Raw genomic sequence first — 20,606 nt, 5'->3', positions numbered from 1 at the left:
CGGCCCCGGCGCAGGTCAGAGCCTGTTCTTCGGCCCCTGTTCACCCGCCCGGTGCCGGGTCCGGGCAGGATCGTCCCGTCACCCGGGGAGGGAAAACCCGTATGGTCTGCGGACGTCGTCACCCCCGTCCGACCCACAAGGTGGCGCCCCGATGAGCAGGAGGTGCACGATGACCGAGTTCCAGACCCAACTCCGAGAGCGCGCCCGGCAAGCCCTCGCAGCCCTCCAGGAGGCTCGCCTCGCCGACGACGACTACTCCGTCGACGTCCACACCGGCGAGCTCGAGTCGATCGCCCGGCTCGCCTCCGAGCACGACCTGCGGCTGCCCGAGCTGGACAGCTTCGGGAGCGACGCCGCCTGAGGCCGTTCGGGGACAGGCACGGTCACCGGTCGACGATGGCGGCGAGCGCGGCGTGCACGGCGACGTTCCCGGCCAGGGTGAGCGCCGCCGACGGCGCCCCACCCCGGGGTCCCGTCACGATGCCGCCGGCCTCGGTGACGACGAGCCACCCGCCCGCCAGGTCCCACGGGTTGAGGCCGACCTCGTAGAACCCGTCGAGCTGGCCCGCCGCGACCATGCACAGGTCGAGGGCGGCGCTGCCGATCCGCCGGATGTCGCGCACGTGGGGGATCACCTCGAGGAGCAGCTCCCCCTGGGAGCGGCGCTTCTGCTCGGTGTAGCCGAAGCCGGTCCCGACCAGCGCTCCCCCGAGCTCGGGGACGCCACCGACTGCCAGCCGCGACACGACCTGGCCGTCGGTCCCCGACAGGTGGGCGCCGCCGCCCAGCCGTGCGTGGTAGACGCGGCCGCGGCAGGGGTCGCCCACGGCGGCGGCCAGCACCGTCCACTCCCCCGCCACCCGCGGGTCACCCGTCACCGCGGCGATCGAGACGGCATACGCGGGGATCTCGTAGAGGTAGTTGACGGTGCCGTCGATGGGGTCGACCACCCATGTGATCGCGGAGCCGCCGACGTGGTCGTCACCCTCCTCGCCGAGGATGCTGTCGTCCGGCCGGGCTGCCAGCAGCCTGGCCCGGATCAGCTCCTCGGCGCGGGTGTCCATGATCGTCACGACATCGGTCGGGGACGACTTCGTCGCCGCGGCAGAGACATCGGCCGGGCGGTCGTCGGTGATGAGACGGCCGGCCTCGACGGCCACCTCGACCGCCAGCCGTTCCAGCTGCGCGAGGTCGAGGGCGACGGACGATTCCATCAGTCGCTCCCGCAGAGGGCCGGGAGAGCCGTGCGCAGGTTGGGGCAGCAGCCCGGCTCGCAGACCGACGGCCGCACACCCGGACCGGACGGCACCATCTCGCCGCGGGCCTCGCTGGCCCGCTCCACCACGAGATCGACCATGCCGGAGACGAACTCGTCGTCGGTGCCGACCGTGGGGACCCGCACGAGGGTCAGTCCCAGCTCCTTCGCCGTCTCCATCGCCTCGGTGTCGAGGTCGTAGACGACCTCCATGTGGTCGGAGACGAACCCGATGGGCGCGACGACGACGGTGGTCCGGCCCTTCGCGGCGAGCTCACGCAGCCGGTCGTTGACGTCTGGCTCGAGCCACGGCTGGGTCGGCGGGCCGGAGCGGGAGCAGTAGACGACCTCGGTCGCCAGCTCGCGGCCCAGGACGTCGCGGACGTGGGCGGTGGCTGCGTGGGCGAGGTCGTGGTGCTGTTCCTGGTAGAGCCGGCCCTCGCCGTGGCCGGGACCGGACGTCTCGTCCATCGTGTCCGGGATCGAGTGGGTGACGAAGAGGAGGGCGAGCTGCTCGTCCGGCACGTCCGCGAGGGGGCGCAGCGCGTCGACGACGAGGCGCGAGTTGGGGCCGACGAAGGCCGGCCGCCCGGCATACGGGCCGATCTTGTCGATCTCGATGACCAGGCCCTCCTCGCGCGCGACCCCCACGGCCTCGGCGAGGTTCTCGCGGTACTGGCGGCAGGAGGAGTAGCACGAGTAGGCGCTGGTGGTCAGCACGACGAGACGGTGCAGGCCCCGCTCGTCGGCCTCTCGCAACGTGTCGATGAGGAAGGGTGGGGTGTTGCGGTTGGCCCAGAGCACGGGCAGGCCGATCTCGCGGGCCTTCAGCTCGGCCTCGAGGGCGGCGATGAGCGCGCGGTTCTGGTCGTTGATCGGGCTGCGCCCGCCGAAGAGGTGGTAGTGCTCGCCGACCGCCTCGAGGCGCTCGTCGGGGATGCCACGGCCGGCGGTGACGCGGCGCAGGAACGGCAGGACCTCGTCGGGCGCCTCGGGCCCACCGAAGGACAGCAGGAGTATGCCGTCGTAGGGCGCCAGGAGGTCGCTCGCGGTCGCGGGACTCGGGGTCTGGGTCATGGGGGGTGGTCTCCGGCTCGGCAGGGGTTGGGGTGCACAAACGGTACCTGCCGGGGTGGCGCCCGGCGTGGCCGCTTCCCCGGCTGCGACCCCGCATGGCAGAGTCGGGTGAGTAGACGGGCGACCGAGGAGTGTGTGATGCAGGACCTTCGACTCATCGGCGTGCACGAGGACGGGATGCACCTGCTGCTCGCCGGGCCCGACGGCGAGCGCTTCAGCCTCCCGCTCGATGACGCGCTGCGTGCGGCGGCACGGCGCGATCGCCCGCGCCTCGGCCAGCTCCAGATCGAGATGGACGGCGGCCTGCGACCGCGTGACGTGCAGGCCATGGTCCGGGCCGGGGCCAGCGCGGAGGAGGTGGCGGAGCGCTCGGGCTGGACGGTCGAGAAGGTGCACAAGTACGAGGGCCCCATCCTGGCCGAGCGCGTTCACGTTGCCGAGCTCGCGCGCCAGGTGCGCGTCCGGGCCCGTGGTGGCCCGGGCAGCGGGACCGCCCCCACGCTGACCGGACGGGTGGCCCAGCGGATGCGCGAGCGTGGTGTCGAGCCCGAGACCAGCGTCTGGGACGCCTGGCGGTCCGACGACGGCGGACGGTGGACGGTCGTCCTGACCTTCGCTGCAGGCGGCCGCCAGCGGCAGGCCTGCTGGGCGTTCGACCTCGCCTCGCGCACCGTCGACGCTGCCGATGACGAGGCCCGCTGGCTGAGCGAGGACGAGCCGTCCGGCAGCGGGCCACTCCCCGGTGGACCGGTGGGCTCCGCCCGTGCCACGACGGTCTACGACGTCGAGGCGGAGGGTGGGGTGACCGCCTCCTCGCCACCCGCGCGCCCCCGGGCCACGACCGAGCCGGTCGACCTCATGACGGCGATGCGCGAGCGCACGACCGTGCGCGGGCGACGTTCGGGCGGCCGTCGCAAGGCCGCCCCCACAGATCTGCCCGGGGGGGGACACCCGCCGGACGACGCCCTCCCCCTCGAGGACTTCTCCTATGACCCGGCCACCGAGGAACCTCCGCCCCCGGCCCACGTGCACCCGGACGACGACCCCGAGGTCGCCGCCGCAGAGGCCGCGGCAGAGTCGACGGCGGAGCCAGGGGCTGCGCCGTCGCCGTCGCAGGTCGTGCCTGCGGAGGCGGCCCCGGCAGAGGTGGCAACGACGGAGGCGGTCAGGGCACCGGAGTCACCGGCAGGCGAGGTCGCCCCGGGTGGCGAGCCGGACCCGGCACCGGATTCACCGGCAGGCGAGGTCGCCCCGGGTGGCGAGCCGGACCCGGCTGCTGCGGACACGACCGCGCCAACCCGCAAGGGCAGCCGTGCCTCGGTTCCCTCGTGGGACGACATCATGTTCGGTGCCCGCCGCGACTGACATCCCGACGCCGCTGCCCGCCACTGACCCCTACCGCTGACCGGCCGTCGATGCGGCCGGCGTCAGCCGGCCACCGGGGGGACCGCGCAGACGTCGAGGTCGAAGGGCAGCACGTCCGCGGAGACGGCGGCCGACCGGGCCGCTTGGGACGTCATCCGGCGCATGTAGTGGCGACGGCAGAGGACCTCGTACTCCACGGCGTGCTCCCCTGCCCCACAGCCCTCGTCGTCCATCACCCCGTGCTCCGTGGGGGCGGTGTCCCCCACGAGTACCTGCTCGCCCTCGACGACCATGACGCCGTCGACGACACGGGCGTTGTGGGTGGCCTTGTTGCCGCACCAGCAGAGTGCCTCGACCTGCAGGACCTGCACCCGGTCGGCGAGCTCGATGAACCGCTGGGAGCCGGGGAACAGCTGGGCCCGGAAGTCCGAGGTGATGCCGAAGGCGAACACGTCGACGGCCATCTCGTCGACGATCCGGGCGAGCTGTTCCACCTGTGGGGGCGTGTAGAACTGGGCCTCGTCGCAGATGAGGTAGTCGATGCGGTGACCGCTCGTCGCGAACCCCACCACGACCTCCCAGAAGTCGACGTCGTCCGAGACCTCGCGCGCACCCGTCGAGAGGCCGAGGCGCGATGAGAGGACGGAGTCGCCGGCCCGGTCGAGCTTGGTGAAGATCAACCCGGCCCGACCACGGACGCTGTGGTTGTGGTCCATCTGGAGGGCCAGGGTGGACTTGCCGCAGTCCATGGTCCCGGAGAAGAAGACGAGCTCAGCCACGACCCGGCACTCTCAGGCGTTCCGGGGCGAGATGCGCACGAACGGGATCGCCCGCTCGTCGGCAGTGACCGACCCGTGCAGCCCTCGCAGGGCAAGGATCTCGGGTCGGGTCCGACCGGAGTGGACGACCGCGAAGTTGTCCCTCATCAGGGCGAGGACGTCGCCGATGCGGGGGAGCACCTCGGGGCGCACGGCCCCGAACCAGCCCGCCTCGATGACCTCATCGCGCGAGGCCACCCAGGCCCTAGTCCCCATCCGCTGCTCCCACGTCTCGAGGACATCCGCGGCGGCTCCGTCCTCGCAGTAGAGCTGCAGGGAGCGCGGCTCGCCCCCGACGTGTCGCACCCCGGCGACCAGCTCGGGGTCGTGGGCGAGGTCGATCCGGAGCGCGTGCGGGGCGTCGACCATGCCGTGGTCGGCCGTGACGTACACGGCCGTGTCCGACGGGACCCGTTCGGCCAGCACCCCCAGGGCCCGGTCGATCGACTCGAGCTCGTTGCCCCACTCCCACGACGCGCACCCGAAGGTGTGGCCGATCTTGTCCAGGTCGCCCCAGTAGAGGTAGACGAGGGCGCGCGGCGTGGCCCGCACGGCGCACAGTGTCGCCTCGACCCGGGCGTCGAGCTCGCGCCCCGCGGAGAAGCGCCCGCCGCGCAGCGCGGCGTTGGTCAGCCCTGACCCGTCGAAGTACCCGGGGCCGACCCGGGTGACGTCGATCCCCTCGGCCTGGACCTCCTCGAAGACCGTGCGTGAGGGCTGCCACCGGAACGGGTCGGGCCCGTTCTCCCACGACAGCTCGTTGAGGAGTCGGTCCTCCCCCGGGACGAGCACCTCGTAGCCGACGAGCCCGTGGGCCCCCGGCGGGAGTCCGGTCCCGAAGCTGCCCATCGACGTCGCCGTCGTCGTCGGGAAGCCGCACTCGATCCGGCGCGCCGCCGGCAGGTGCGAGCGCAGGAACGGCGCGTGACCACTGCGCTGACGCAGCAGCTCGTAGCCCAGCCCGTCAACGAGGACGACGACTGCTCGCCGGGCGTCGTGGAGGTCGAAAGGGTGCTCCCCCGCATACCGGGTCGAGCCGAGACTGGCCGCCACCGCCGGGAGGACCGACGCGAGGGTCCCCCCGTCGTAGGGCGGGGCCTGCAGTCCCGCGAGGCTCACTGCGCGGGACCCGCCCCTCCACCACCACCGATCGAGGACGAGAGGGTCCGGGCGAAGTGGAGGGCGTTGGTGAGCGCGTCGTCGCCGTCGGCGTCGGCGCTGATCCGCAGCGAGATGTCGTCCGAGGCGATGGTGCCCTCGAAGCCGTGGTCGGCCTCGCACTCGGGGTCGCCACAGGTCGCCGGGACGAGGTCGAGCCGGCTCACGGCTCCCCAGCCGAGGGTGAGGGTCAGCTCGCGACCCAGGGACCCGCGCACGTAGGCATCCGGCGCGGCGATGACGTGCGCGAGCATCACCCCACGCACTGCCGTGAGGGGCACCGTCTCGCTCGTCGCCGTCGCGACGGCCCGCCCGGGCTCGTGCTCGTCGTGGTCGTCGGCGTGCGCGATGACGAGCTTGGTCGGCGTCGTCGCCAGCACCGTCACGTGCCGGCGCACGGCGTCGAGGTCGAAGGTCGTCTCCTGGTGGACCAGATGGGACACGACGACGTCGTCGCCGAGTGCCGCCTCGACGACGTCGGCGACGAGGGCCGGATAGTAGCCGGCCCGCTCGATCGCTGCCATCAGGACGGCGGGCAGCGTGCTGCTGGGACGCGCGTCACGGGAAGCCTTCATGGCGTCATCCTTGCACCACGGGGGCGACCCCGCGCCCCGGGCTCGCTGCGCGGAGCCGGAGGTGCGACCCGTGATGCCCACCACCGGATAGCCTCAGGAGTGTGCCTGACCGTCCCGACCGTGTGCTCGTCATCGTTCCCGCGTGGAACGAGGAGGAGACCCTCCCGGCCGTCATCGCCGAGATCCGGCACGCCCTTCCCGGCATCGCCGTCCTCGTCGTCGACGACGGCTCCGTTGACGGCACGGCGCGGGTGGCCGAGGAGACCGGGGTGCTCGTCGCCCACCTCCCGATCAACCTCGGCGTCGGGGCGGCGATGCGCACCGGCTTCCGCTACGCCAGCCGCAACGGGTATGCCGTGGCCGTCCAGATCGACGCCGACGGCCAGCACAACCCCGAGGACGTCCCGGCCCTGCTGGCCCTGCTCGACGCCGGGGCCAACATCGCCATCGGCGCGCGCGTCGCCGGCGAGGGCGCCTACACCGTGCGCGGCCCGCGCCGGTGGGCCATGAAGCTGCTCTCCGCGGTGATCTCGCGCATCGCCCACACGCGGCTGACCGACACCACCTCGGGCTTCAAGGCCTGTGACGCCCGGGCGATCGACCTCTTCGCCCAGACCTATCCCGCGGAATACCTCGGTGACACCGTCGAGTCGCTCGTCGTCGCCGCACGGTCGCGTCTGCTCATCCGGGAGGTGGGGGTGCACATGCGTCCCCGGGCCGGCGGCGCGCCGTCACACAACCCGCTCCGGTCCGCGCTCTTCCTCGGCCGGGCGGTGATGGCGCTCGCGCTCGCCCTCACGAGACCCCGCCCGCCCCGCCCGGCCGAACGCCGCTACGAGGGGCTCGGCGCGTGAGCATCCTCTCGGTGAGCGGATACCCCTTCGCGCTGGTGATCTGTGTCTTCCTGCTCGTCGCCCTCTTCCTGCTGCTGCGGACCCAGCGCCTGCGCGAGAAGTACTCCGTCATCTGGTTCGCGGTCATCCTCGGCGTCGTCATCCTCGGCTTCGTCCCCTCGATCACCACGTGGCTGTCCTCGGTCCTGGGTGTGACGACCCCGATCAACCTGGTCTTCATCCTCGCGTCGCTGGTCCTGCTGACCGTCTGCATCCAGCTCAGCATCGAGATCTCGGCCCTCGAGGAGTCCTCCCGCACGGTGGCCGAGGAGGTGGCCCTGCTCCGGCTCGAGCTGCAGCAACAGATCCGGGACGCGGCACGGACGGGCGACGAGCCGGGCCGCCGCGAGGACCCCCGAGGCTGACGAGGCCGGGTTCAGGTCATGGCACGCCGGTCCGCGTCCTGGCGGGTGCGGGCCGGGTGGACCGCGACCTCCGCGTCCAGGGTGTCGACTCCCCCGGACCAGGCGTTCACGGGGTTGAGCTGCACGCGGTCGACCTCGGGGAGGTCGTCGGCGAGGCACGACAGCCGGGCCACGAGGTCGCAGAGGGCCGCCCGGTTGACCGGCATGGCCCCGCGGTGGCCGTGCAGCAGGGGCGCAGCACGGACCGAGGAGATGAGGTCCGAGACGTCGACGTCGGTCAGGGGCGGGATGCGGTGCGCGACGTCGCCGAGCAGCTCGGTCGGGGGGCCGGCCACCGAAAAGCTCACCACCGGCCCGAAGAGCGGGTCATCGGCGCTGGACAGGACACAGATCACACCGGGGGGGGCCATTCTCTGGACGACGAGCTCCCCGTTGGCGATGGGCCCGAGCCGCGACCGGAGCGAGTCCACGGCGGCGTGCACCGCGTCGGGCCCCTCGAGGTCGGCCCGGACGCCGGTGATGCCGGGTTGGTGGCGCAGGACCGGCGACATCGTCTTGAGGATGACGGGATAGCCGAGCTCGTCCGCGGCGGCGACCGCCTCGTCGGCGGTGTCGACCTGGCGCGCCGCCCAGAGGCGGATGCCGTAGGCGGCGAGCAGCTCGGTGACCTCGCCACGGGTGAGCGCGCGGCCGTCGGGGGCCCCCTCGAGGACGGCCGCGACGAGGGCCGCGGCCCGCTCCCGGTCGATGCCCACGGGGGCGACGGGCTGGCCCCGGTCACGGGCGCGCCACTGGCTGTAGCGGGTCGCGGCGGTGAGGGCGCGGACGGCGTCCTCGGGCATGCCGTAGGCCGGGACGATGCGTCGTCGCAGGTCGTCCGGGCTGCCGAGCGCGAGCGCCTCACTCACGCCGTGCATTCCGAGGAACGTTGCGAGACAAGGCTTCGACGCCTCGCTCGAGACGTCACGGACGGCCGCGATGACCTCCTCGTCGAGGGTCTCGAGCGGGGGGATGAAGCAGGTGAGGACGCTGTCGACCTCGGGATCCTCGAAGGCTGTCCGCAGGGCCTTCGAGAACTCGCCCGCCTCCGCGGCACTCGGCAGCGACACCGGTCCGTGCGTCACCTCCAGGCCCCAGCTCACCGCGGCCTGCGCGGTGAGGGTTCCGAGCGCGCCGGAGTTGCCGACGATGGCGACCCGCTGGCCCTGTGGGAGCGGCTGGTGCAGCACGAGCTGGGCCACGTCGAAGAGCTGGTGGATGTTCTCGACCCGGATGACCCCCGCCTGCCGGAGCATCGCGTCGAACGCCTCGGGGGGCACGTTCGTCGGTCGGGTGCGATGGCCGGGGGGCGCGCCGTAGGACGAGACGCCCGACGAGACGACGATCACGGGCTTGGACTGGGCGAGGTGTCGAGCGATCCGGGAGAACTTGCGGGGGTTGCCCATCGACTCGAGGTAGAGCCCGACGACGTCCGTCTGCGGGTCGTCGATCCAGTACTGCATGAGGTCGTTGCCCGACACGTCGACCCGGTTGCCGGCCGAGGCGAAGACCGATACCCCGAGCCCGCGCCGGGCCGCCGAGGCCAGGACGGCGATGCCGAGCGCGCCGCTCTGGGCGAAGAGGCCGAGCGTGCCGGCGCGGGGCATCTCCGGGGCGAGGGAGGCGTTGAGCTGCGCCTCCGGGCTGGTGTTGATGACCCCGAAGGAGTTGGGCCCGATGACACGCAGGCCGTTCTGTCGGGCCCTGCGGCGCAGCTCGTCCTGCAGCTCGGTGCCCGCGGTCCCGCTCTCGGCGAACCCGGCCGTGGCGACCAGCAGGGTCCGGACGCCCTTCTCGGCGCAGTCCTCCACGACGTCGAGGACGGCGTCGGCAGGAACGGCGACCACGGCGAGGTCGACGGGTCCGGGGACCTCGGTGACCCTGGTGTAGGTGGGCAGGCCCAGCACCTCGAGCGCCTCGTTGTTCACGGCATACACCGGTCCGGCGAAGGACGCGTCGAGGATGTGGCGCAGGAAGCGGTTGCCGATCGACTTCTCGCGGCGGCTCGCCCCGATGACGGCGATCGACCCGGGGAACAGCACGGACCGCACGCTGACCGACTCGGCACGGTGCTCGCGGGCGAGGCGCACGGCCGTCGACTGCTCGGTGGGCCGGATGTCGAAGGAGACGGCGATGACGCCGTCCTCGAAACGGTGGCTGACCTCGTAACCGGCCTCGCGAAAGACGTTGATCATCTTGCGGTTCTGCGGCAGGACCTCGGCGACGAACCGCTCCACGTCGAGCTCCTGCCCGATCATTGCCAGGTGCTCGAGCAGCACCGAGCCGATGCCCCGACCCTGGAAGTGGTCGGAGATGTTGAAGGCCACCTCGGCGCTGACGGCGTCGATCTTGTCGAACCGGCCGATGCCGACGATGTCCCCGCGCACGGTGGCCACCAGGGCGACCCGGGCGACGTGGTCCACGTTGGTGAACCGGAAGACGTCCCGCTCGCTCAGCTCACGCAACGGCGCGAAGAAGCGCAGGTAGATCGACTCCTCCGACTGCCGGGCATGGAAGGCTCGGAGCCGGTCGGCGTCCCCCGGGGTGATCGGCCGCACGTGGGCGACGGACCCGTCGCGAAGCACGACATCGGCCTCCCAGGCGCTGGGGTAGCCCGGAAGGCGATCGCGCTCGGGGGGCATGGGCCCATGCTCCCATGGCGTAAACCTCTGGCAGCATCGCCGTCCATGGAGTTCTCCGAGGTCGTCCGCTCCCGCCGCATGGTCCGTCGCTACGACCCCGACCGCGAGGTCCCCTCGGAGGTCCTGATGTCGTGTCTCGACCACGCCGTCCGGGCGCCGAGCGCCGGCTTCAGCCAGGGGTGGGACTTCGTCGTGCTGCGCTCCGAGGCAGAACGGGCCGGGTTCTGGGCGGCGACCACCGAGCCGTTCAGGTCTTCTGAGGGGTCGAGGCCGGACGCCTGGCTGCGGGGGATCAGCGCCGCTCCGGTGCTCATCCTCTGCTGCTCCGACCAGCAGGCCTACCTCGAGCGCTACGCCGCCCCGGACAAGGGCTGGACCGATCGGGACGCCAGCCGCTGGCCGGTGCCCTACTGGGACATCGACACGGGCATGGCCTCGCTGCTGATCCTCCTCACCGCGGTGGACCACGGCCTCGGCGCGCTCTTCTTCGGGGTGGCGCCCGAGAGCCACGACGCCGTGCACGAGCGGTTCGCCATCCCGAAGGACCGCACCATCATCGGCGTGATCTCCCTCGGGTATGCCGTGCCCGGACGAGGCGGTCCCAGGAGCCCGTCCCTGCGGCGGCACAAGCGGACCGTGGCCGAGGTCAGCCACTGGGGACGCTTCGGTGCCACAGGCGACGCTTCGGAGCCCCGCGGGTAGAACCATCGGCAGAGCGCGCTGGGCGTTGAAGCGACACGGTGTCGGGTTTGGCGCTCACGCGGCTGACGTCGAGGCAGCTCTGCGCACGCACATACCGCGACGCGATGTCGCACGAACGTGCAGTGCCCACAGGGAATGCCCCGGCCGTCGCGGGCCGGCGCACCGGCGAGTCGGATGCGGGTGCCTCGAGCGGGTGGGCGATGATGGGGCGTTCGGCCCCAGTGATCGCAAGGAGCAGACCCTCGGATGGCCCGTCGCAGCAGCACGCCCCCGCCACCGGACGACGTGGTGGAGCGCATCATCGACATCGACGTCGAGGACGAGATGCGCAACGCCTTCCTCGAGTACTCCTACTCCGTCATCTACTCCCGGGCGCTGCCCGATGCCCGGGACGGTCTGAAGCCGGTCCAGCGGCGGATCCTCTACGGGATGAGCGAGCTCGGGCTGCGCCCTGACCGGGCGCACGTCAAGAGCCAGCGCGTCGTCGGTGAGGTGATGGGCAAGTACCACCCGCACGGCGACACCGCGATCTACGACGCCCTCGTCCGGATGGCTCAGTCGTTCACGATGCGACTGCCGGTGATCGACGGTCACGGCAACTTCGGCTCCCTCGACGACGGCCCGGCCGCGGCCCGTTACACGGAGGCCCGGATGGCCCCGTCCGCGCTGCTCATGGTCGCCGGCCTCGACGAGGACACCGTCGACTTCGTCCCCAACTACGACGACACGCAGGTCCAGCCGGGCGTCATGCCGGCCGCCTTTCCCAACCTGCTCGTCAACGGCGCGAGCGGGATCGCCGTCGGCATGGCGACCAACATGGCGCCACACAACCTCGTCGAGGTCATCGGGGCGGCGCGCCACCTCATCTCGCACCCCTCCTGCTCCCTCGACGATCTGATGAAGTTCGTCCCCGGGCCCGACCTGCCCGGTGGGGGCCGGATCGTCGGTCTGGACGGCATCCGCGACGCCTACCTCACCGGTCGCGGCGCCTTCCGGACCCGCGCGACGGCACGCATCGAGTCGGTGACGCCCCGCCGTCAGGGCATCGTCGTGACCGAGCTGCCCTACCTCGTCGGCCCCGAGAAGGTCATCGAGAAGATCAAGGATCTCGTCCAGAGCAAGAAGCTGCTGGGCATCAGCGACGTCAAGGACCTCACCGACCGCCGGCACGGCCTGCAGCTCGTCATCGAGATCAAGAGCGGCTTCCACCCCGACGCCGTCCTCGAGCAGCTCTACCGGATGACGCCGATGGAGGACTCCTTCAACATCAACGCGGTGGCACTGGTGGAGGGCCAGCCGCGGACCCTGGGGCTCAAGGAGCTGCTCACCGTCTACGTCGAGTTCCGGACCGCTGTCGTCCGCCGGCGCACCAAGCACCGTCTGCGCAAGCGGGAGGAGCGCCTGCACCTCGTCGAGGGCCTGCTCGTCGCCATCGTCGACATCGACGAGGTCATCCAGGTCATCCGCTCGTCCGACGACGCCGCCATCGCAAAGGCCCGGCTCATCGAGGTCTTCGACCTGTCGGACGCTCAGGCCACCTACATCCTCGACCTGCAGCTGCGCCGCCTGACGAGGTTCTCGCGGGTCGAGCTCGAGACCGAGAGGTCCGAGCTCGAGCAACAGATCGAGCAGCTGCGGGCCATCCTCGACGACGAGAAGCTGCTGCTGAGGACCGTGTCCACCGAGCTCGCGGACGTCGCCAGGGCCCACGGCACCCCACGACGGACGGTGCTGCTCCAGTCGGCCGGCACCACCGTCGGTCCGGCCAACGCCCTCAGTGCCCTCCGTGCAGGCAGTGCCGCCAATGGCGGCAACCCCGCCGCCGGGCACCCCGCGGCCACCGGCACAGCCGGGTCCGCCATGCCGCTCGAGGTGGCCGACGACCCCTGCTGGGTGCTCCTGTCCTCCACCGGCCTTCTCGCCCGGACCGCAAGCGACGCTCCCACCGACGACGACGGCTCCCGGTCGCGGCACGACGCGATCGTCGGCGCCGTCCGCACGACCGCCCGCGGTGAGGTCGGGCTCGTCACGAGCCACGGCCGGATGCTGCGGCTGTCGGCGCTCGAGCTGCCCACGCTGCCGCCGACCAACGACGCACCGTCGCTGGCGGGCGGGGCGCCGCTCGCGGCATACGTCGACCTCCATCGTGGCGAGGAACCGCTGACTCTGGCGTCAATCTCGGCCGACGCCCCGACGCTGGCGCTCGGCACCGCCCAGGGGGTCGTCAAGCGGGTGACGACCGACTACCCCGGCCGGAACGACTGGGAGGTGATTGCCCTCAAGGACGGCGACTTCGTCGTCGGTGGCGTCGAAGTCCCCTCCGACACCTGGGATCTGGTGTTCATCACCAGCGACGCGCAGCTGCTCCACTTCCCCGCCGGCGCGGTCCGGCCCCAGGGGCGGACCGCGGGCGGGATGGTCGGTGTCAAGCTCGCGGCGGGAGAGCGGGTCACCTTCTTCGGGGCCCTCGACCCGACCCGCAGCGCCATCGTCGTCACGGCGAGCGGATCGTCCCAGGCCCTGCCGGGCACCGAGCCGGGTGCGCTCAAGGTCACCCCGTACGGCGAGTACCCCGCGAAGGGCCGTGCCACCGGCGGCGTGCGGTGCCACCGTTTCCTCAAGGGTGAGGACACGCTCGTCGTGTCCTGGGCCGGCTCCTCGCCTGCGCGCGCCTCGGCCGCGAACGGTGTCGCGATCGAGCTGCCGGAGCCGACGGGCCGCCGTGACGGCTCGGGCATCCCGGCCTCCACCGTCATCGACGGCATCGCCGGCGCCCGCTGGGCGCGGCCGCCACGATGACCCCCGAGGCACCCCGCGCCGCTGGCCACGCCACGAGCCTGCCGCAGGCCTGCTCGGTCCGCTCCGAGGCTGCTGGAGCGTCGGCCTACGGCACCGCAGCCGGTGCGACGTTCTGGGTGGCCCTCGAGCAGAACGGACCGTGGGGGCGGCAGGCCGCCACCGACTCGCACCTGCCGCCGGAGCTCGGCCGAGCCCTCGACCGGTCCTGCACCGAGCGCGGCGGACGGCTCATCCTCATCCGTCGTCCGGAAGGTCATGCCGACTCCCCCCGGGCCTCTCGGCGTCGGTGCTACGTCGCCTGGGCCGGCGCCGAGCCGTTCCTGCTCGCCGCCGACGTCCACGGGCCCCACGACCTGCTCGGCCTCGACCTCGACGCCCTCACCCGGGGGGACCTCGACGCGGTCACCGCGTCGCTGCCCCACCTCGAGCCGAGTGACCCCGTCCTGCTGGTCTGCACCAACGGTCGTCGCGACGTCTGCTGCGCCGTGCGTGGTCGGCCGGTCGCGGCGGGTGACAACACGGCATACCCGGGTCGGGTGTGGGAGTGCTCGCACACCGGCGGGCACCGCTACGCCCCCACAGGGATCCTGCTGCCCTGGGGTCGGACGCTGGCGAGGCTGGACGACCCCGTCGCCCGTGGCCTCCTCGGCGCAGCCGACGGCGGCCACCTCCCGACCGCGTTGCTCGGTCCCCGCCACGACCGGGGAGCGAGCGGACTCAGCCCGGGTGCGCAGGCCGCGGAGTCTGCGGTGCGCGCCGCGATCGGCGAGACCGACCTGACCGCGATCCGCGGGGCGCGCCCGGCCGGACCGGGCGTCGTCGAGGTGTCGCACCGCGACGGACGCGCGTGGCTCGTCGATGTCGAGCGCCACGAAGGCAGCCCGCGGCCGGAGTCGTGCGGCAAGACGCCGGTGCCGTCGTGGTCGTGGTCGACGACGGTCCGCGCATCCGGGGACGCGCGGACCTGAGCGCTACTCCGTGCGGCGGTCCGCCCCCGGCAGGTGCGCGTCGATGAAGCCGAGCAGCTGGGCCCACGCGTCGGTGCAGGCGCTCTGCCACTGCGCGTGGCTGCGGTCGAAGAACGAGTGCGGGGCGCCTTCGTAGACGACGAACGCGTGGTCGACGCCGGCATCGCCGAGCGCCGCCTCGAAGTCGGCGTTCTCCTGCGGGGTCGTGGCACCGTCGTCTCCGGCGGCCAGGACGAGCAACGGTGAGGTCATCGAGGGGACCAGCTCCATGACGCGGGTCGGCTTGCCGTAGAAGCCCATGCACCCCGCCGCACCGAGGTCGGTCGCGGCGAGCGCCCAGGACTCGGCGCCGAACTTGCAGAATCCGAGGGTGAACACCGGGTCGTCACTACGGGCCCGCAGACGGTCGGCCGCGGCGCGGGCGTCCGTGAGGACCTGTGCACCCGTCAGCGCCTGGGCGTGCGGCAGGTAGTCGAAGTCCTGCCCCCGGTCGCCGATGCCGGCCGTGCGGGCGTAGGGGTCAATGGCCACGGTGTCGACACCGGCCTGCGCGAAGCACAGCGCCAGGTCGGTGTAGTAGGGATGCATCCCCCGGATGTCGGGCAGGAGCACGAGGCAGGCACCGCGTCGGGTCACCGGGACGGCGTCGTATGCCGCGAACCGGGTGCCGTCCGCCGAGGTCAGCTCGGTGGGGCCGTGGTCGCCGACCTCGCTGGAGCGGGGCGGCAGGGGCGGGTGCTGGTCACCGGAGAAACACATGGGGGCATTCTGCAGCCCCTGCGCTCAGGCGTCGATGCGGGCCCGGTCCAGGGCTGCGGCGGAGTCGATGATGAAGTCCTTGCGCGGGGCGACGTCGGTGCCCATGAGCAGGTCGAAGACCGTCTCGGCGCGTTCCGCCTCGCCGAGGGTGACCCGGCGCAGGGTCCGGTGGCGCGGGTCCATCGTCGTGTCCGCGAGCTGGTCGGCATCCATCTCACCGAGGCCCTTGTAGCGCTGCGGCGGCTCCTTCACCTTCTTGCCGCGCTTCTCGATCGACGCCCGGGTGCGACGCATCTCCGCCTCGTTGTAGGTGTAGACGTAGTCGTTCTTCCTGCCCCCGGCATTGACGACCTCGAGCCGGTGCAACGGTGGCATCGCGGCATACACCCGGCCGGCGTCGACGAGGGGGCGCATGTAGCGGAAGAACAGTGTGAGCAGCAGCGTCCGGATGTGCGCGCCGTCGACGTCGGCGTCGCTCATGATGATGACCTTGCCGTAGCGCGCGGAGTCAAGGTCGAACGAGCGTCCCGAGCCGGCGCCGATGACCTGGATGATCGCCGCGCACTCGGCGTTCTTGAGCATGTCGGCGACCGACGCCTTCTGGACGTTGAGGATCTTGCCGCGGATCGGCAGCAGCGCCTGGAAGTCGGACGACCGGGCGAGCTTCGCGGTGCCGAGGGCGCTGTCCCCCTCGACGATGAACAGCTCGGACCGCTCGACGTCGCGGGTGCGGCAGTCCGCGAGCTTCGCCGGGAGCGACGACGACTCGAGCGCGGTCTTGCGGCGCTGCGTGTCCTTGTGCATCCGCGCGCTGATGCGCGACTTCATCTCGGAGACGACCTTCTCCAGCAGCAGCGTCGGCTGCTGCTTGAGGCCGCGTGGGGGGTTGACGATCCGCTCGGTGAGCTCCTGCTCCACGACCCGGCCGACGATGGCGCGCACTGCCGAGGTGCCGAGCACCTCCTTGGTCTGACCCTCGAACTGCGGCTCCGAGAGTCGCACGGTGACGACGGCGGTCATCCCCGCCAGGATGTCGTCCTTCTCGACCTTGTCGCTGCCGACCTTGAGCCGGCGGGAGTTGACCTCGAGCTGCTTGCGGAAGACCTTGAGCAGCGCCTGGTCGAAGCCCACGACGTGGGTGCCGCCCTTGGGCGTGCTGATGATGTTGACGAAGGACGCGACCTTCGCGTCGTAGCCGGTCCCCCACCGCAGGGCGACGTCGACGCCGCACTCGCGGGTCAGCACGGTCGGCGTCATGTGGCCCTGGGCGTCGAGCACGGGGACCGTCTCGGTGAACGTCCCCGAGCCGTGCAGGCGCCACACGTCGGTCACCGGGGCGTCCGGAGCGAGGTACTCGACGAACTCGGCGATGCCCCCGTCGTGGTGGAACACCTCCTCGTGCGGGCCGGCCTGCCCCGGCGAGCCGGATAGGGCCCGCTCGTCGCGCACGACGAGCCGCAGCCCGGGGATGAGGAACGAGGTCTGGCGCGCGCGCGACGCGAGCTGGCCGTAGTCGAGCTCGGACCCCGGCTCGAAGATCTGCTCGTCCGGCCAGAAGCGCACCCGCGAGCCGGTCACCCCCCGTTTGGCACGGCCGACGATGCGCAGCTCGCTGTTCTTCAGGTATGCCGTGAAGTCGGCTCCTGGGGTCAGCTCACCCCGGTCCGCGAAGACTCCCGGCTCGCCGCGCCGGAAGGACATGCCATAGGTCCTGCCGCCGCGGTCGACCTCGACCTCGAGACGGGCCGAGAGGGCGTTGACGACCGAGGACCCCACCCCGTGGAGGCCACCGGTGGCGGCATACGAGCTGCCGCCGAACTTGCCACCCGCGTGCAGCTTGGTGAAGACGACCTCGACCCCGCTGAGGCCGGTGCGGGGCTCGATGTCGACGGGGATGCCGCGCCCCCGGTCGCGCACCTCGACGGAGCCGTCAGGATAGAGGACGACGTCGATCTGCTCACCGGCGCCGGCCAGGGCCTCGTCGACGGCATTGTCGATGAGCTCCCACAGGCAGTGCATGAGCCCGCGCTGGTCGCGGGACCCGATGTACATGCCGGGCCGCTTGCGGACGGCCTCTAGGCCCTCGAGGACCTGCAGGTGTCGTGCGGTGTAGTCGCCCCCCGAGGTGGGGGGTCGGCGTGCGGCGGTGGCCACGGACATCCCTTCGTCGTGCGTATTCCCGGGCCAGGCTGTTTACTCCTACAGGTGTCCAGAAGGATCGAAGCCGGGCTGGTCGCAGGCTAGCCGGTGGCGGTGACACGGCCATCGGCGGCGCGCCATCCGCAGCGTCGTTGGCAACGAACTCCACAGACAAACATCACGGTTTCGACATGACGCGTCTCATATCCCACCGGAATGCACAGTGGGAAGGTTCAGGCGTGTTTGACTGTTGGAACCGGCACAACGGACGCTGCAACCCAGAGCGCCCGATGGACGTCATAGGAATATGACCGGCAGGAACCCGCAGGTCGGGCCCCGCCGCCCGACAGGAATGAGAGAAGGCAGACGTGAACACGACATTGGCCCCGAGCCTCAGCGCAGCGGACCGTTGTGACCGCTGTGGCGCCCAGGCCTACATTCGCGCCCGCCTCGTGAACGGCGGCGAGTTGCTGTTCTGCGCCCACCACGGGCGTCAGCACCTGCCCCAGCTGCAGGCCAAGGCGATCGAGATCCACGACGAGACGGACCGGCTGGTCGAGTCGGGCACCGCCACGCAGTAGTCCCCCTCCCCGCCACCCACAGCCGGACAGGAGGCGCCGTGTGACCTCCACGACGGTCACCGGGGTGCTCATGCTGGTTGGCCTCATCGGGATCGTCGTGCCGGTCCTGCCGGGACTGTTCCTGGTCTGGTTGGCGACGGGCATCTGGGCCTACGACCACCCCGCCTCCTCGGCGTGGGTGGTCTTCGTCGTTGCCACGGTGATCTATGCCGGGGGGCTGGTGACGCAGTATGTCATCCCCGGGCGGCGGATGCGCCGGGCGGGCGTCCGCACGCCGACCCTGCTCCTCGCGGTGCTGCTCGCGGTCGTCGGGTTCTTCGTCGTCCCGGTGGTCGGCGCCCTATTCGGGTTCGTCCTGGGGATCTACCTCATCGAGCTGACCCGCCAGCGCGACAGACGCACGGCCTGGGACTCGACGAGACACGCCCTGCGGGCGGTGGCCCTGTCGATCGGCATCGAGCTCGGCGCGGGCTTCGCCATCGTGCTCGTCTGGGTCGTCGGCCTGTGGAGGCTCGGCAGCGGCACCTGACGACGCCGCGATGCGCTGCTGGTCACCGGCGTGGAACAGTCACCAGTCGTTGTTGCGCCGCTTGTCCCAACGGTCCTCGAGGCGCTGCATGAAGCCCGTCTTCTGCGTCACCTTGCGCGCGCCCGATGCGCCGGCCCGGCGGATCGACCCGTCCTCGGAGACCGCCCCGAGGACGGTCTTCTTGGTCGGCGTGAAGGCGTAGGCCCCACCTGCCACCATGAGGGCGAAACCGATGGCGCCGAGCCAGATGAGGGAGTTCAGGGCGGCGAGCACGACAAGGGCCAGCCCGACGACGACTCCGAGGGCACCGAGGATCATCCGCCGCTTGTTCTGGTGGAGCCCGTGGTTCGTGATGTGCGTCGCGAACTGCGGGTCCTCGGCATACAGAGCCTGCTCCATGGCCTGGAGCACCTTCTGCTCATGTTCTGAAAGCGGCACCCTGAACCTCCCTTGCACCGGGCTTCACCAGTAGGACGTCCAACGGCCCGACAAAGTTTCGGGGTGCGTCGAGATTTCCTCGTGACTCACTCTAAGTCTTCAATATAGGTCGATGTGAGGCGGGAGGGAACCCGTTCCCCGCAAACCCGGTCCTGGAGGCTGCTGACATCGTTCGCGGGATCCTCGAGGGGTCTCGCGGCGCGGCGGCGACCGGTTGTCGCAGGTCTGAGCCACGTGTCAGCGTCGGGGTCGACGTCCGGGGTCGGCGTCCGGGTCGCGGACGAGAGAGGCAGGGCGCACCGCCCCGGCCCCGAAGCGCGCACTCGCCCTGTCCACGGCCCGGTCAGCGTCGCGCCACCCGTGGTCCGGCTCGTCGAGCATGGCCTGGACGGGGGCGTGCGCGGCCTCGACCAGCCCCTCCATCCGCACCCCCACCAGCCGGATCCGGGCGCGCTGCAGGCCCAGGGCGTCGAAGAGGGACGTGGCCGTGACGTAGATGTCGCGGGACACGTCGGTGGGGTCGCGCAGCGTGCGAGCCCGCGTGATCGTGGTGAAGTCGGCGAAGCGAACCTTGATCGAGATCGTCCGTCCCATCATCCCGGCGGCCCGCACCCGCGCCGCCGTGCGGTCGCTGAGACGGAGCAGCTCGCGGTGGATGACGACGGGGTCGTCGATGTCGTGGGCGAAGGTCTCGTCGGTGCCGATGCTCTTCTCACGCCGCTCGCGCACGACAGGACGCTCGTCGCGCCCCCAGGAGAGGCGGTGCAGGTGTGAACCGGTCACGTCGCCGAGGGCGCGACGCAGCGTCTCGACAGGGGTGTGGGCGATGTCGGCGACCGTCCGCAGCCCGAGCCGGACCAGCGTCTCCTCGGTGCGCTCCCCGACCCCCCAGAGGGCACCGACGGGCAGCTGGTGGAGGAACCCCAGCACCTCGGCCCCCGGGACGACGATCATGCCGTCGGGCTTGGCCAGGCTGGAGGCGAGCTTGGCGACGAACTTCGTCGGCGCGACCCCGACGGAGCAGGTGATCCCCTGCTCGTCGGCGATGGTGTCGCGCAGCAGCTGGGCGATGTGCCGGGGCGAACCCAGCCGCCGCTGGGCACCGGCGACGTCGAGGAAGGCCTCGTCGAGCGAGAGGGGCTCGACGATGTCGGTGACGGAGGCGAAGGTCGCCATGATCGCGTCGGAGATCTGGGCGTAGCGGGCGAAGTCCGGCTCGAGGACGACCCCCTGGGGGCACATCCGCCGGGCGCGGGCCATCGGCATCGCGGACGTCACCCCGAACGTGCGGGCCTCGTAGGTCGCCGAGAGGACGACCGAGCGGGTGCCGCCCCCGCCGATGATGACCGGCTTCCCCCTCAGGTCGGGCCGCTCGATGAGGGACGCCATGGCATAGAACGCGTCCATGTCGACGTGGAGGATCGTGCACCCGTTGTCGTCGGGCTCGTCGTCACCGGACCGGGTCGGCGCGGCGTACTGGCGGCGGCTCATCGGCCCACCCCGG

Annotated in this window: 19 protein-coding genes; 9 read left to right on the top strand and 10 right to left on the bottom strand. The window is 71.7% G+C overall.

Annotated elements, in window-relative coordinates:
- Positions 1-169: 169 nt before the first annotated feature.
- Positions 170-361, top strand: a complete 192-nt coding sequence (locus ACLL9L_RS14195) for a hypothetical protein (RefSeq protein ID WP_411285308.1) — start codon at positions 170-172, stop codon at positions 359-361.
- Positions 362-383: 22 nt separating this feature from the next.
- Here the strand turns inward: ACLL9L_RS14195 and ACLL9L_RS14190 are convergent, their stop codons facing one another.
- Both ACLL9L_RS14190 and ACLL9L_RS14185 read right to left on the bottom strand, forming a co-directional pair.
- Positions 384-1,214, bottom strand: coding sequence for an inositol monophosphatase family protein (locus ACLL9L_RS14190; protein WP_411285307.1), 831 nt, complete (start codon positions 1,212-1,214; stop codon positions 384-386).
- The gene (locus tag ACLL9L_RS14185) at positions 1,214-2,332 is read right to left on the bottom strand and encodes a ferrochelatase (RefSeq protein WP_411285306.1); all 1,119 of its coding nucleotides are present in this window, start codon (positions 2,330-2,332) and stop codon (positions 1,214-1,216) included. Before ACLL9L_RS14185 ends, ACLL9L_RS14190 begins: the two co-directional genes overlap by 1 nt.
- Positions 2,333-2,470: 138 nt before the next feature.
- Here ACLL9L_RS14185 and sepH point away from each other — a divergent pair, with 138 nt between their 5' ends.
- The gene (gene sepH, locus ACLL9L_RS14180) at positions 2,471-3,697 is read left to right on the top strand and encodes a septation protein SepH (protein WP_411285305.1); all 1,227 of its coding nucleotides are present in this window, start codon (positions 2,471-2,473) and stop codon (positions 3,695-3,697) included.
- Positions 3,698-3,759: 62 nt separating this feature from the next.
- Here sepH and ACLL9L_RS14175 read toward each other — a convergent pair whose 3' ends face one another.
- The 3 genes from ACLL9L_RS14175 to ACLL9L_RS14165 are packed head-to-tail and all read right to left on the bottom strand — an operon-like array spanning position 3,760 to position 6,248.
- Positions 3,760-4,476, bottom strand: a complete 717-nt coding sequence (locus ACLL9L_RS14175) for a thymidine kinase (protein WP_411285304.1) — start codon at positions 4,474-4,476, stop codon at positions 3,760-3,762.
- A gap of 12 nt (positions 4,477-4,488) precedes the next feature.
- Positions 4,489-5,634 carry an alkaline phosphatase family protein gene (locus tag ACLL9L_RS14170; protein ID WP_411285303.1) on the bottom strand — a complete coding sequence of 382 codons (1,146 nt, stop codon included), beginning with the start codon at positions 5,632-5,634 and terminating at the stop codon, positions 4,489-4,491.
- Positions 5,631-6,248: a DUF5998 family protein gene (locus tag ACLL9L_RS14165; RefSeq protein WP_411285302.1), complete on the bottom strand. Its 618-nt coding sequence runs from the start codon at positions 6,246-6,248 to the stop codon at positions 5,631-5,633. Before ACLL9L_RS14165 ends, ACLL9L_RS14170 begins: the two co-directional genes overlap by 4 nt.
- A 101-nt stretch (positions 6,249-6,349) precedes the next feature.
- Here ACLL9L_RS14165 and ACLL9L_RS14160 point away from each other — a divergent pair, with 101 nt between their 5' ends.
- Both ACLL9L_RS14160 and ACLL9L_RS14155 read left to right on the top strand, forming a co-directional pair.
- A complete protein-coding gene (locus tag ACLL9L_RS14160; RefSeq protein ID WP_411285301.1) occupies positions 6,350-7,102 on the top strand; it encodes a glycosyltransferase family 2 protein in 753 nt (250 codons plus the stop codon).
- The gene (locus tag ACLL9L_RS14155; RefSeq protein ID WP_411285300.1) at positions 7,099-7,506 is read left to right on the top strand and encodes a DUF2304 domain-containing protein; all 408 of its coding nucleotides are present in this window, start codon (positions 7,099-7,101) and stop codon (positions 7,504-7,506) included. The genes ACLL9L_RS14160 and ACLL9L_RS14155 overlap by 4 nt, the downstream gene beginning before the upstream one ends.
- A gap of 11 nt (positions 7,507-7,517) precedes the next feature.
- On the opposite strand, the gene ACLL9L_RS14150 is transcribed toward ACLL9L_RS14155, so the two are convergent.
- Positions 7,518-10,187: a GNAT family N-acetyltransferase gene (locus ACLL9L_RS14150; protein WP_411285299.1), complete on the bottom strand. Its 2,670-nt coding sequence runs from the start codon at positions 10,185-10,187 to the stop codon at positions 7,518-7,520.
- 45 nt (positions 10,188-10,232) lie between these two features.
- On the opposite strand from ACLL9L_RS14150, the gene ACLL9L_RS14145 reads away from it, so the two are divergent.
- The 3 genes from ACLL9L_RS14145 to ACLL9L_RS14135 all read left to right on the top strand — a co-directional run bounded on the left by ACLL9L_RS14145 (position 10,233) and on the right by ACLL9L_RS14135 (position 14,656).
- Positions 10,233-10,889, top strand: coding sequence for a nitroreductase family protein (locus ACLL9L_RS14145; protein WP_411285298.1), 657 nt, complete (start codon positions 10,233-10,235; stop codon positions 10,887-10,889).
- A gap of 246 nt (positions 10,890-11,135) precedes the next feature.
- Positions 11,136-13,688, top strand: coding sequence for a DNA topoisomerase (ATP-hydrolyzing) subunit A (locus tag ACLL9L_RS14140; protein WP_411285297.1), 2,553 nt, complete (start codon positions 11,136-11,138; stop codon positions 13,686-13,688).
- The gene (locus tag ACLL9L_RS14135) at positions 13,685-14,656 is read left to right on the top strand and encodes a sucrase ferredoxin (RefSeq protein WP_411285296.1); all 972 of its coding nucleotides are present in this window, start codon (positions 13,685-13,687) and stop codon (positions 14,654-14,656) included. Before ACLL9L_RS14140 ends, ACLL9L_RS14135 begins: the two co-directional genes overlap by 4 nt.
- 3 nt (positions 14,657-14,659) lie before the next feature.
- Here the strand turns inward: ACLL9L_RS14135 and ACLL9L_RS14130 are convergent, their stop codons facing one another.
- Both ACLL9L_RS14130 and ACLL9L_RS14125 read right to left on the bottom strand, forming a co-directional pair.
- A complete protein-coding gene (locus ACLL9L_RS14130) occupies positions 14,660-15,415 on the bottom strand; it encodes a dienelactone hydrolase family protein (protein ID WP_411285295.1) in 756 nt (251 codons plus the stop codon).
- 24 nt (positions 15,416-15,439) lie between these two features.
- The gene (locus ACLL9L_RS14125; protein ID WP_411285294.1) at positions 15,440-17,575 is read right to left on the bottom strand and encodes a type IIA DNA topoisomerase subunit B; all 2,136 of its coding nucleotides are present in this window, start codon (positions 17,573-17,575) and stop codon (positions 15,440-15,442) included.
- Positions 17,576-17,922: 347 nt separating this feature from the next.
- Here ACLL9L_RS14125 and ACLL9L_RS14120 point away from each other — a divergent pair, with 347 nt between their 5' ends.
- Both ACLL9L_RS14120 and ACLL9L_RS14115 read left to right on the top strand, forming a co-directional pair.
- Entirely contained in the window at positions 17,923-18,135 is a 213-nt protein-coding gene (locus tag ACLL9L_RS14120) for a hypothetical protein (protein WP_411285293.1), read from the top strand.
- Between the two features lie 40 nt (positions 18,136-18,175).
- The gene (locus ACLL9L_RS14115; RefSeq protein WP_411285292.1) at positions 18,176-18,664 is read left to right on the top strand and encodes a DUF456 domain-containing protein; all 489 of its coding nucleotides are present in this window, start codon (positions 18,176-18,178) and stop codon (positions 18,662-18,664) included.
- Positions 18,665-18,703: 39 nt separating this feature from the next.
- Here ACLL9L_RS14115 and ACLL9L_RS14110 read toward each other — a convergent pair whose 3' ends face one another.
- Positions 18,704-19,102 carry a DUF3040 domain-containing protein gene (locus tag ACLL9L_RS14110; RefSeq protein WP_411285291.1) on the bottom strand — a complete coding sequence of 133 codons (399 nt, stop codon included), beginning with the start codon at positions 19,100-19,102 and terminating at the stop codon, positions 18,704-18,706.
- 237 nt (positions 19,103-19,339) lie between these two features.
- A complete protein-coding gene (dinB, locus tag ACLL9L_RS14105; protein WP_411285290.1) occupies positions 19,340-20,593 on the bottom strand; it encodes a DNA polymerase IV in 1,254 nt (417 codons plus the stop codon).
- Positions 20,594-20,606 lie beyond the last annotated feature (13 nt).

The organism is Lapillicoccus sp., from assembly GCF_046595215.1.
Lineage (GTDB): Bacteria > Actinomycetota > Actinomycetes > Actinomycetales > Dermatophilaceae > Lapillicoccus.
Note: the sequence above shows the minus strand (reverse complement) of the source record. Positions and strands in the feature narration are given on the sequence as shown.

What these genes read in the sequence shown, in the direction of transcription:
- ACLL9L_RS14195 (WP_411285308.1), top strand. Translation starts at nt 170, where the DNA reads ATGACCGAGTTCCAGACCCAACTCCGAGAGCGCGCCCGGCAAGCCCTC.
- ACLL9L_RS14190 (WP_411285307.1), bottom strand. Translation starts at nt 1,214, where the DNA reads ATGGAATCGTCCGTCGCCCTCGACCTCGCGCAGCTGGAACGGCTGGCG.
- ACLL9L_RS14185 (WP_411285306.1), bottom strand. Translation starts at nt 2,332, where the DNA reads ATGACCCAGACCCCGAGTCCCGCGACCGCGAGCGACCTCCTGGCGCCC.
- sepH (WP_411285305.1), top strand. Translation starts at nt 2,471, where the DNA reads ATGCAGGACCTTCGACTCATCGGCGTGCACGAGGACGGGATGCACCTG.
- ACLL9L_RS14165 (WP_411285302.1), bottom strand. Translation starts at nt 6,248, where the DNA reads ATGAAGGCTTCCCGTGACGCGCGTCCCAGCAGCACGCTGCCCGCCGTC.
- ACLL9L_RS14150 (WP_411285299.1), bottom strand. Translation starts at nt 10,187, where the DNA reads ATGCCCCCCGAGCGCGATCGCCTTCCGGGCTACCCCAGCGCCTGGGAG.
- ACLL9L_RS14145 (WP_411285298.1), top strand. Translation starts at nt 10,233, where the DNA reads ATGGAGTTCTCCGAGGTCGTCCGCTCCCGCCGCATGGTCCGTCGCTAC.
- ACLL9L_RS14140 (WP_411285297.1), top strand. Translation starts at nt 11,136, where the DNA reads ATGGCCCGTCGCAGCAGCACGCCCCCGCCACCGGACGACGTGGTGGAG.
- ACLL9L_RS14135 (WP_411285296.1), top strand. Translation starts at nt 13,685, where the DNA reads ATGACCCCCGAGGCACCCCGCGCCGCTGGCCACGCCACGAGCCTGCCG.
- ACLL9L_RS14130 (WP_411285295.1), bottom strand. Translation starts at nt 15,415, where the DNA reads ATGTGTTTCTCCGGTGACCAGCACCCGCCCCTGCCGCCCCGCTCCAGC.
- ACLL9L_RS14125 (WP_411285294.1), bottom strand. Translation starts at nt 17,575, where the DNA reads ATGTCCGTGGCCACCGCCGCACGCCGACCCCCCACCTCGGGGGGCGAC.
- dinB (WP_411285290.1), bottom strand. Translation starts at nt 20,593, where the DNA reads ATGAGCCGCCGCCAGTACGCCGCGCCGACCCGGTCCGGTGACGACGAG.